The organism is Micromonospora sp. (genome assembly GCF_048594385.1).
In the GTDB taxonomy this organism is placed as follows: Bacteria; Actinomycetota; Actinomycetes; order Mycobacteriales; family Micromonosporaceae; genus Micromonospora; species Micromonospora wenchangensis.
Genome location: NZ_JBMDWU010000191.1, coordinates 1 through 10,986, shown reverse-complemented (window position 1 = coordinate 10,986; position 10,986 = coordinate 1). Strand labels below are relative to the sequence as shown.

The window sequence follows — 10,986 nt, the reverse complement described above, 5'->3', positions numbered from 1 at the left end:
GACGTTGCATGTGGTGCGGCCGAATGACCATATCCGGTTCGAGGACACGCCGTTCTTTGTGGCGGACAAGCCGGTGTCGTGGCCTCGGGTGGCGGGTGCGCCGCGTCGGGCGGCGGTGTCGGCGTTCGGCATGGGTGGGGTCAACGCCCACGTCATCGTCGAGGAGGCTCCGGTTCCGGCCGTCCAGGAACGGTCGCCGCAGGGGTCGTTCGTGGTGAAGGTGTCGGCGGCCAGTGAGGAGGGTGTGCGGCGGTTGGCGGGTGCGTATGCGGGAGTGTTGGCGTCGGCCGATGGTCCGGGTGTGGGTGATGTGGGTTTCACGGCGAATGTGGGTCGTGCGTCGCATCGGTTCCGGGTGGCGGTCCAGGGTTCTGACGGGTCGGAGTTGGCCGCTGGACTGAATGCGGTCGCGGGTGGGGATCGGCCGGTGGCCCGGTTGTCGAATCAGCCGCCGTCGTCGGTGTTCCTGTTCTCCGGTCAGGGTTCGCAGTACCCGGGGATGGGTGCGGGGTTGTGTGCGGCGGAGCCGGTGTTTCGGGATGCCGTCGATGAGTGTGTCGAGTTGGTGGGTTCGGGTGTGCCGTTGCGGGAGGTGGTGTGGGGGGACCGGGGTGGTGAGTTGGTGCAGACGCGGTTTGCGCAGGTGGGGATCGTGGCGGTGCAGGTGGGGTTGGTGCGGTTGTTGGAGTCGTGGGGGGTTCGGCCGGGGTTCATGGTGGGTCACAGCGTGGGGGAGTTGACGGCCGCGTGGGCGGCGGGGGTCTTCGGGTTGGGGGAGTTGTTGCGGTTGGCGGTGGTGCGGGGTGGGTTGATGCAGGGGCAGGCGTCGGGTGGGGCGATGGCGGTGGTGTTCGCCGACGCGGGGTCGGTGGAGGCGGTGTTGCCGTCGTTTCCGGGGGTGGAGATCGCGGCGTTCAACGCTCCGCGCAGTGTGACGGTCTCCGGTCCGGTCGAGGCGGTGGAGGCGTTCGGTGTCGGGTCGGGGTTGCGGACGCAGCGGTTGACGGTGAGTCATGCGTTCCATTCGGCGGCGATGGCCGGGGCGGTGGGGCCTTTTGCCGAGGAGTTCGGGCGGGCGGTGGTGTCGCCGCCGCGGATCGGGTTCGCCTCGACGGTGACGGGTGGTTGGCATGACGCCCGGTCGGTGGCGGATGGCCGGTTGTGGGGTTCGGGGATCCGCGAACCGGTGCGTTTCACCCAGGCGGTCGAAGCGGCTTATGCGGCCGGCGGACGGGTCTTCTGGGATATCGGCGCGCATCCGGTCCTGACGGGGTTGGCCCGGTCGACGCTCACCGACACCGGTCTGACCTGGCTGCCGACGCTACGCCGGGACCACGACGACCAGGCGCAGCTCCACACGGCTGCCACGTCGTTCTACAACCAGGGGCTGGGTGAGATCGACTGGGCCGGGGTGCACCACGGGAAGGGACACCGCACCACCACCATCCCCACCTACCCCTTCCAACGGCAGAGATTCTGGGTCCACGGTGGAGTGGACGGGGCGTCGAACGGCTCCCCCGCCCGCCCGGCTTCCGGGAGGCAGGAGCCATCCCGACATAAGATCCGCCTTTATCCGCCCGCCCGGGAAAACCACGTCGACAAGGACCGGATGTCATGACTACGGAATACGGACTCAAGCGCCACTTCAACGGTGACGCCGCCCGCCTCATCGGCGGCAAGATCCGCGAGGTTCACCCGGACTTCGACGTCGAAGAATACGCCGTCGAGGTGGAGCGTCGCATTCCCGGAAAGGAGCTGAAGGACCGCGTCCTCGTCCTGGCGGAAGGGCTGCGCAGCCGGCTCCCCGAGGACTACCCCGAGAGCGTGAAGATCCTCCTGGCCATTCTCGGCGACGAACTCGCCGAGGGCGAGGGGATGTTCAACGTGAGCTGGTACCTCATGCCGGTGGCCCGGTTCGTCGAGGAGTACGGCCTGGACCACCCCGAGGTGTCCCTCGACGCACTGGTCGAGATCACCAAACGACACACCGCCGAGTACGCCATCCGCCCCTTCATCGAGCAGCACCACGAGCTGACGATGAAGCGGATCGCCGACTGGGCCCGCGACCCCAGCCACAACGTCCGGAGGCTGGCGAGCGAGGGCGTGCGTCCCCGGCTTCCCTGGGCGCGTACGCTCACCGCCTTCGTCCGGGACCCGCAGCCCGTACTGGAGATCCTCGAACCGCTGCGCAGCGACCCCTCCGAGTACGTGCGCAAGTCGGTGGCGAACAACCTCAACGACGTCTCCAAGGATTCGCCCGACATCGCGGTCGCCACCGCGTTGCGGTGGTCGCAGGAGAGCCCGACCCCGGAGACCACCTGGATCGTCCGGCACGCACTGCGCACGCTGGTCAAGAAGGGCAACCAGGAGGCGCTGGCGATCGTGGGCGTCACCGGGGGTGAGCACATCCGGGTGCCCTCGATGGGGCTCCACCCGCGCACCCTGGCGCTCGGTGAGTCGACCATGATCCGCCTGGAGGTCGAGAACACCGACAGCCGCCGGCACACCGTCACCGTCGACTACGTGGTGCACCACGTCCGCAAGAACGGCCAGCGCATTCCGAAGGTCTTCAAGCTGACCACGCTGGACCTCGCCCCCGGCGAACGCCGGACGGTGGAGAAGTCGCACCCGGTCCGGGAGGTCTCCACCCGGCGCTACTACGCCGGCGAGCACCTCGTCGACATCCAGGTCAACGGCCAGGTGCTGGCCACCGACAGATTCGACCTCCGGCTGTGAGCGGCCACCGTACGTCGCTCGCCGCCGACCACCCGGTGCTGCGTGACCACCGGATCGGCGACACGCCGGTCCTGCCCGCGGCGGCGCAACTCGACGCGATGCTCAGCGCCTGCGCGGCGACCCGGGAGGGCGGGAGCTGGCAGCTCGACCGGGTGGCGTTCCTCGCGCCGCTGCCGGTCGCGCCCGGCGGGTCGGTCGAGATCGAGACCGTGCTCACCCCGGCCGGGGAGTGCACGCTCGCCTCGTGGCAGCCGGACGGCTCCGGCCCGGTCCTGCACAGCCGGGCCCGGGCCACCCGCAGCGCGTTGGCCCCGCCGAGCTACCGGGACGTGGCGGGGCTGCGCGCCGGCTGCGTAGACGAGGTGCCGCTCGCCACCGTCGACGAGTGGCGGCGGGGCAGCGGCATCGCGTACGGCCCGACGTTCCGGGCGATCCGCGCCGCGCACCGGGGGCCCGACCGGATGCTGGCCGTGCTCCGCGCCTCCGGCGGGCTGACCGACCGGCACGTCGTCCCGCCGCCGCTGCTGGACAGCGTCTTCCAGTGCCTCGGCATGCTCGACGACGGCACGGCGGGCACCTGCCTGCCCTGGTACGTCGGGCGGATCACCGCCCGCCGGCCGGTCACCGGCACGGTCCTGGCCCTGGTCGAGCGGACCGAAGCGGCGGGCGGGGCCGGCGGCGCGGGGCGCGGGCGGGCCACGGTCTGCAACCAGCAGGGCGAGGTGTTGTTGGAGCTGGACCGGATCGTCCTCAAGGCGGCCGGCCCGACCACCGCCCCGGCGGCCCCCCACCGGCAGCCCCCGTCGACCCGCCCCACCCCGGCACCCACCGACCGGCCTCAGGCCGACCCGCCTCCCGCTGATCCGGTGCCCGTCGATCGGGTGCCCGTCGACCGGGTGCCCGCCGGGTCGGTCACCGCCGTGGTCTGGCGGCCGGTGGTTCCCACCCCGGAACCGGCAACCGACCCCGGTCGGACCTGGGTGGTGTCGGGGGAGGCCGGCGTCGAGTCGTACGAGGGTGGGCCCGTCCTGCTCACCCCGGCCGACCTGGACGACGTCCACCTCGACCGGGCGCTTGCCGAGACGCCGCCCGCCGAGGTGGTCTACGTGGCACCGCGCGGCGGGCGGGACCGGGCGGCGGCCGTCGCCCTGTTGCACGGCGTGTTCACCCTGGTCCGGCGGCTCGCGGCGCAGCCGCCCATGCCGGCCCTCACCATCGTCACCAACGCCGCCCAGCAGGTCACCGTCGGTGAGTCGATCGAACCCGGACAGGCCGCGCTGTGGGGCCTCGCGCGGACCCTACGGATCGAACACCCGCAGGCCCGGGTCCGCCTCGTCGACATCGGCCTGGGCGGCGGCACCGAGCCGCCGACCCTCGACGAGGTACGGCACGGCGAGGCGGAACTCGCCTGGCGGGACGGCTCCTGGTACGCGCCCACGCATCCGGCGGTGCCGGTCGTGCCCGGGCGGTCGGCCCGGTCGCTGGCCGGTGGCCGGTTCCTCGTCACCGGTGGTCTGGGCGGCATCGGCCTGCACGTGGCGGAGTTCCTGGCCGGTGCGGGCGGTGCCCACCTCACCCTGGTCGGCCGCACGGTACCCACGGAGGGGCCGACCAGGGCCCGGCTGGACCGCCTCGCCGCCACCTGCGACCTGCGGATCGTCGCCGCCGACGTCCGCACGCTGCCGGACGTGCTGCGCGGCGCGGAACCCTTCGACGGTGTCTTCCACGCCGCGGGTGTACTGCGCGACGGGTTGGCGCGCAGCCTGTCGGCGGAGCGGATCGACGAGGTGTTCGGGCCGAAGATCGGTGGGGTGCACGCGCTCGACGAGGCGTTCCCCGCCGACGCGCGACCCGGGTTCGTCGTCCTGTTCTCCTCCATCTCGGCGACCCACGGCAACCTCGGCCAGAGTTCCTACGCCACCGCCAACGCCTACCTCGACGGCTACGCCGCGCGCCGTCGGGCCGCCGGGGAGGCGTGGTACAGCCTCGGCTGGGGTCTGTGGCGCGTCGGCATGGGTGCGGGGATCGCCGACGCCGCGGCGGCACGTGGCATCCCGGCACTGACCGCCGCCGACGGCATCGCGCTGCTGCGGCACACCCTCGAACTGGCTCCCGCGAACTACGTCGTGTCCGCAGTCGACGAACCGGAGGACGACCAGATGACCACCGTGACCCCCGTCGAGACCCGGCTGTGGCCGGCGTTGTCGGCGATCCTGAAGCGGACCCTGCACGTCGACCGGGTGTCGCCCGACGACAACCTGCTGGAACTGGGGCTGGACTCGATGATGGCGGTCGAGGTCTCCGCCGCGCTGGCCGGTGAGGGGCTGGACGTCGATCCGGTGGCCATGTTCGACCACCCCGACGTCGGGGCGCTGGCCCGGCACCTGGAAGGACTGCCCCGCCACCCGTCGGGCCCGGCCTCCGCCACCCCGGCCCCGCCCGTCACCGGCCCACCCGTCCCGGCCCCGCCTGCCGTCGCCCCGTCCCGCCCCGTCGCCGCCGTACCGATGGCGCCGTCCTCCGCCGTGCCGGTGGGCGGACGGTCCGGGTCCGCCGCCGTACCGGCCGGCTCGCCTGTCGGGTCGGGTGGCGCGTCGCCGGACCCGACGGCCGCGTCGGGGTCGGCGCGTTTCGTGCCGGACTGGGACCGCTACCGCGACGTCGACGACGCCGACCGGCACCCGCCCCGGCCCGGCCACCGGGCGGGGACCGGTCCGGCGACGGGGAACCCGGGGACGAACGGGCACCGGCCGGCGGCGGGTCCGCCGGCCACCCGGCAGCGGCCCGCCGGGCCACCCGGCGTCACCGTCCCGGTCGGCGCGTCGGTTCCCCGTCGCACCCTGCCCGGCCGGCTCGGCGACCACCCGGGTGGCTCCTTCCTCGACCGGCGCATCGACGCGCTGTCGGTGGACGACCGGGTGGTCATCGCCCAGGACGACTACTTCTACGAGCCGGTCATCGAGGAGTCCAAGGGTGCCTGGATCAAGTTCGACGGCCGGTGGTTCCTGAACTTCGCGTCGTACAGCTATCTCGGGCTGATCGGCCACGACTACATCAACCACCAGGCGCAGCGGGCCCTGGAGCGGCACGGCACCGGCGCGCACGGCGTGCGGCTGCTCGCCGGCACCCTGCACCTGCACCGCGAGCTGGAGCTGGGCATCGCCCGGTTCCTCGGGGCCGAGGACGCCATCGTCTACACCAGCGGCTACATGGCCAACGTGGCGACGATCGGCGCGTTGGTCGGGCCGGGCGACGTGGTGATCGGCGACGTCTACAACCACGCGAGCATCCTGGACGGCTACCGGTTGTCCGGCGCGACCGTGATCACCTACGCGCACAACGACCTGACCGACCTGGAACGCGCCCTGCGCCGGGCGGGTGACGCCGGGAAGCTGGTGGTCACCGACGCGGTCTTCAGCATGGACGGTGACATCGCCGACCTGCCCGGCATCCTGGCGCTGTGTGAGCGCTACGACGCGCCGCTGATGGTCGACGAGGCGCACAGTCTCGGTGTGCTGGGCGCCACCGGCCGGGGCATCACCGAGCACTTCGGCATCGATCCGGCCCGGGTCGCGGTCAAGATGGGCACGCTGTCCAAGACGGTGCCCAGCACCGGTGGCTACGTGGCCGGCTCCAGCGACCTGATCTTCGCCCTGAAGAACAACGCCCGGGGCTGGATGTTCTCCGCCGCCGGCACCCCCATGCAGGTGGCCGCCGCGCGGGCCGCGGTGGAGGTGATGGAAGCGGCCCCGCAGCTCACCGGGGAACTGCGGGCGCTCACCGACCGGTACCGGGCGACGCTGCGCGGTCTGGGCTTCGACACCCTGGCCAGCGAGACGCCGGTGGTGCCGATCATCTGCGCCAGCGCCGGGCAGGCCCAGGAGATGGCCCGGCTCTGCCAGGCCGAGGGCATCTTCGTCCAGCCCATCGTCTATCCCACCGTGCCCAAGGCGCTGCCCCGGCTGCGCACCATCGTCAACCTCAGCCACTGCGCCGACGACCTCGACCATGCCGTCGCCGTCTTCGCCCGGGCCGGCCGGCAGGTCGGGCTCATGTCCTGAGTGCGGCCGGCGCGCTCCGACCGAGACCCACCCGTGTTGCCGACCGCCCGACCGGGCGGTCGGCGAAGGAACCCCGTCGAGAGGAGAACGCAGTGAGTGACATCGACAGCAGGGCCTTCTTCGGTGCCGTCCTGAAGGCCGTCGCCTGCACCCGCAACCACAACACGGACGAGACCGGCTACGCCGAGGGGGTGCTGACCCCGACCGCCCGGATCCGGGAGTTCGAGAAGGAACTCGGCGACCGGGCCCTCACCCGGGCCGAGGCCGAGCAGGTGCTGGGCTGGCTGGACTCCACGTTCCGGGCCAAGCTCACCCCCGCCGAGGAGCGGGAGCACTACCACCGGTACATCGCCGAGGTGTCCGGGGTGACCCGGGCGCCGGCCACCGTCGCCGCCTGACCGGCGGCGTCCGGTCCGGGGTGCGCCGCCGACCTGGTCCCGTCGGTGGCGCACCCCGGCCCCCCGCCCCGGCCCGATGTCGAGCGCCGAGGACGTCGCCCATGTCGAAGCTCGCCTGGTACAGCCACGAGATCTGCTTCTGGCACGACCCCGGACCGGGATCGGGCTACCTGCCTGTCGGTCCGGGCATCGAACCCCTGCGCCAGCACGCCGTCGACCCGGATCTGCGCCGGGCCGAGGGACTGGTCCGGCTGGCCGGGGTGCTGGACCACTACACCCCGGTCACCCCCGAGCCGGCCACCGACGACGACCTGCTGCTGGTGCACGTGCCGGAACACCTCGCCCGGGTCGAGGCGGCCTCCGCGCTCGGCGCGGGCGACGCCGGGGTGTACGCGTACGTCAACCACCACAGCGCCCAGGCCGCCCGGGTGGCGGCGGGGGCCGGCGCGCAGGCGGCCACCGCCGTGCTCGACGGGCGCTTCGACCGGGCGTACTGCCTGGTCCGGCCGCCCGGGCACCACGCCGAGCCGGACCGGGCGATGGCGCTGTGCCTCTACAACAACGTGGCGATCGCCGCGCGGGCGGCGCAGCGGCACGGGGCACGCCGGGTGCTGGTGCTCGACTGGGACGTGCACCACGGCAACGGCATCCAGCGCACCTTCTACGACGACCCGGACGTGCTCTACGTCTCGATCCACCAGGAGGGGCTGTTCCCACCCGCGTCGGGGCTGGTCACCGAGACGGGCACGGGTGCCGGCGCGGGCCGCACCCTCAACGTGCCGTTGCCTGCCGGTTCGGGGCACGAGGCGTACCTGGCGGCGCTGTCCCGGCTGGTCGTGCCGGCGGCACGCGCCTTCCGCCCGGAGCTGGTCCTGGTCGCGGCCGGTGTCGACGCGAGCGGCCACGACCCGATGGGTCGGATGATGTGCACCAGCCGGACGTTCCACGCGATGACCCTGACGATGTGCGCGCTGGCCGACGAACTCACCGGCGGGCGGATCGTGTTCGTCCACGAGGGCGGCTACTCGGCCTGGTACCAGCCGACGCTGGTGTTGGCCATCGCGTCGGCGATCGCCGGCCTGCCACCCCCGCCCGATCCCTTCCTGCACTCGTTGGAGCACCTGCCCGGGCAACGGCTGCGACCGCAGCAGAGCCGCGTGGTCGAGCACCTCGAGGCCCACCACCCGATGCTGGCATGAGGAGGGCGGAGCCGATGAACGGCTGGTTGATGCGGGTGGGCGCGGGCCTGCGGCACCCGGTCGAGAGCGGGTCCCACGCCGCCCGCCCGGCCCGCGGCGGGCCGTGGGCGCGACTGATCGCGTTGCCGCACGCCGGCGGTTGGCCGTCGGCGTTCCGCACCTGGCGGCCGGTGCTGCCGGCGGGGGTCGAGCTGCTGGTCGCCCAGTTGCCCGGCCGGGGGTTGCGGGCCGGGGAGCCGCCGCTGCGCCGGGTGGCACCGCTCGTCGACGGCCTCAGCCGCGCCGTCGCGGAGCTGCCACCGCTGCCGTACGCGGTCGTCGGGCACAGCTTCGGCAGTGTGCTGGGCTACGAACTGACCCGGGCGATGGAGCGGCTCGGTCGGCCGCCCCGGCTGCTCACGGTGTCGGCCCGCCAACCACCGTGTTTTCCCAGCGAGCCGCCGTTCGCCCACCGTCGGACGGACGACGAACTGTTGGAACACCTGGTGGAGATCGGCGGGATCGGCCCCGAACTGCTGCACCGGGGGGACCTGGTGCGCCCCGCGCTGGCCGCGATCCGGGCCGATCTCGAAGCCATGGAGACCTACCACCGGCCGCCGACGGGGGTGGCGGTGCCGATCCTGTCGCTGGGCGCCGTGGACGACCCGGTCGTCGTCGCCGACCGGCTGCACCTGTGGTCGCTGGAGACGACGGGGGTCTTCTCCCGCCGGATGTTCACCGGCGGCCACTTCTACCTGTACGACCCGGACACCGCGGCAACCATCGCGGAACATCTTTTACAGCTTTGTTTCCCCCATGTGACGGAACATCAAGAAATGTCCCACCCCAGTGCGATGTTTACGCACTGACCACTCCGCACCATCCAGAGAGGAACCACCTTGGGCACCACGAGCGAACCGCAGCACCGGGCGAGCCCCCGGGAATGGCTGGGTCTGGCAGTGCTGGCGCTACCGACGCTGCTGCTCTCCATCGACATGAGCGTCCTGCACCTCGCGGTGCCGCACATCAGCGAGAGCCTGCTGCCCAGCGCGCCACAGATGCTGTGGATCATCGACATCTACGGCTTCATGATCGCCGGCCTGCTGGTGACCATGGGCACGCTCGGTGACCGCATCGGCCGGCGTCGGCTGCTGCTGATCGGCGCCGCCGCGTTCGGGGTCGCCTCGGTGATCGCCGCGTACGCCGACAGCGCCGCCATGCTGATCGCCGCGCGCGCCGCGCTCGGCATCGCCGGCGCCACCCTGATGCCGTCCACCCTCGCGCTGATCAGCAACATGTTCCAGGACGTGAAGCAGCGGGGGATCGCGATCGCCGTCTGGGTCACCATGTTCTCCGTCGGCATCGCGCTCGGCCCGGTGGTCGGCGGCGCGTTGCTGGAGTACTTCTGGTGGGGCTCGGTCTTCCTGCTGAACGTGCCGATCATGGCGGTGCTGCTGCTGGCCGGCCCGCGCCTGCTGCCCGAGTACCGCGACGCCGACGCCGGCCGGCTCGACCTGACCAGCGTGGCGCTGTCCCTGGCCACCATCCTGCCGGTCATCTACGGCCTCAAGGAGCTGGCCAAGGACGACCCGGGCCTGCTGCCGGTGCTCGCGATCGTCGCCGGCCTGGCCGTCGGCGTGTTCTTCGTCCGCAGGCAGCGGGGCCTCACCAGCCCGCTGATCGACCTGCGGCTGTTCCGCAACCGCGCGCTGACCACCGCCCTGGTGGCGATGCTGTTCAGCATGCTGATCGCCGGTGGGACGTACCTGTTCGTCACGCAGTATCTCCAGCTAGTGGTGGGGCTCTCCCCGCTGCGGGCCGGGCTCTGGCTGCTGCCGGCGGCGATCGCGCTGATCGTCACCTCGATGCTCTCCCCGGTGCTGGCCGGGCGGTTCGCCCCGGCGCACGTGGTGGCCGCCGGCCTGGCCGTCTCGGCGGTCGGGCACCTGAGCCTGGCCCTGATCGGCAGCGAGGGCGGGCTCACCCAGCTGGTGGTCGGCTTCCTCCTGGTCTACGCCGGGGGCGGGCCGTTGATCGCCCTGGGCACCGACATCGTCGTCGGGTCGGCACCGCCCGAGCAGGCCGGCTCCGCCTCGGCCGTCTCGGAGACCAGCACCGAACTGGGCATGGCGCTCGGCGTCGCCATCCTGGGCAGCATCGGCGCGATCGTCTACCGCAGCCAGGTCACCGTCCCCGAGGGCACCGCCGCGGGTGACACGCTGGCCACCGCCGTCGTCGCCGCCGAACGGCTGCCCGGGGAGGTCGGCGCGACGCTGCTGGCCTCCGCACGGGAGGCGTTCACCGACGGGCTGAACGTGATCGGCGCGATCAGCACCGTGATCACCGTCCTGCTCGCCGTGGCGGTGCTGACCATGGTCCGCGTCCGGCCGGACGCGCCGGACGACGCCCCGGTGGACGACGCCGTACCGGCGCGGTCGGCGTCCTGACCCGCGTTCGCCCGACACCACCGGGGGGGGGGGGGGGGGGGGGGGGGGGGGGGGCGGGCCCTCCCCCGCGGCGGGGGGGGGGGCGCCCCCCCCGGGGCCGGCCCCCCCGCCCCCGGTGGTGTCGGGCGAACGCGGGTCAGGACGCCGACCGCGCCGGTACGGCGTC

General features: G+C 72.9%; 7 protein-coding genes. All 7 read left to right on the top strand.

What is annotated here, in order from left to right; translation table 11 throughout:
• A partial coding sequence (locus tag ACOJTC_RS10330) for an acyltransferase domain-containing protein (RefSeq protein ID WP_420116690.1) occupies window positions 1-1,618 on the top strand: 1,618 nt, incomplete at its 5' end.
• Window positions 1,615-2,736 carry a DNA alkylation repair protein gene (locus ACOJTC_RS10325; protein WP_357927032.1) on the top strand — a complete coding sequence of 374 codons (1,122 nt, stop codon included), beginning with the start codon at window positions 1,615-1,617 and terminating at the stop codon, window positions 2,734-2,736. The genes ACOJTC_RS10330 and ACOJTC_RS10325, both read left to right, overlap by 4 nt.
• On the top strand, window positions 2,733-6,797 hold the full coding sequence (locus ACOJTC_RS10320) for an aminotransferase class I/II-fold pyridoxal phosphate-dependent enzyme (RefSeq protein ID WP_420116689.1): 4,065 nt from the start codon (window positions 2,733-2,735) through the stop codon (window positions 6,795-6,797). The genes ACOJTC_RS10325 and ACOJTC_RS10320 overlap by 4 nt, the downstream gene beginning before the upstream one ends.
• 92 nt (window positions 6,798-6,889) lie before the next feature.
• Window positions 6,890-7,195: a hypothetical protein gene (locus tag ACOJTC_RS10315; protein WP_204926524.1), complete on the top strand. Its 306-nt coding sequence runs from the start codon at window positions 6,890-6,892 to the stop codon at window positions 7,193-7,195.
• A 101-nt stretch (window positions 7,196-7,296) separates the two neighbouring features.
• Window positions 7,297-8,394: a class II histone deacetylase gene (locus ACOJTC_RS10310; protein ID WP_420116688.1), complete on the top strand. Its 1,098-nt coding sequence runs from the start codon at window positions 7,297-7,299 to the stop codon at window positions 8,392-8,394.
• 14 nt (window positions 8,395-8,408) lie between these two features.
• A complete protein-coding gene (locus ACOJTC_RS10305) occupies window positions 8,409-9,242 on the top strand; it encodes a thioesterase II family protein (protein WP_420116687.1) in 834 nt (277 codons plus the stop codon).
• Between the two features lie 12 nt (window positions 9,243-9,254).
• Window positions 9,255-10,820, top strand: a complete 1,566-nt coding sequence (locus ACOJTC_RS10300; RefSeq protein ID WP_420116691.1) for an MFS transporter — start codon at window positions 9,255-9,257, stop codon at window positions 10,818-10,820.
• The last annotated feature ends 166 nt before the right edge of the window (window positions 10,821-10,986 follow it).

Excerpts from the sequence above, each read along its gene's own strand:
- ACOJTC_RS10310 (WP_420116688.1), top strand. The coding sequence starts at position 7,297 with ATGTCGAAGCTCGCCTGGTACAGCCACGAGATCTGCTTCTGGCACGAC.
- ACOJTC_RS10325 (WP_357927032.1), top strand. The coding sequence starts at position 1,615 with ATGACTACGGAATACGGACTCAAGCGCCACTTCAACGGTGACGCCGCC.
- ACOJTC_RS10305 (WP_420116687.1), top strand. The coding sequence starts at position 8,409 with ATGAACGGCTGGTTGATGCGGGTGGGCGCGGGCCTGCGGCACCCGGTC.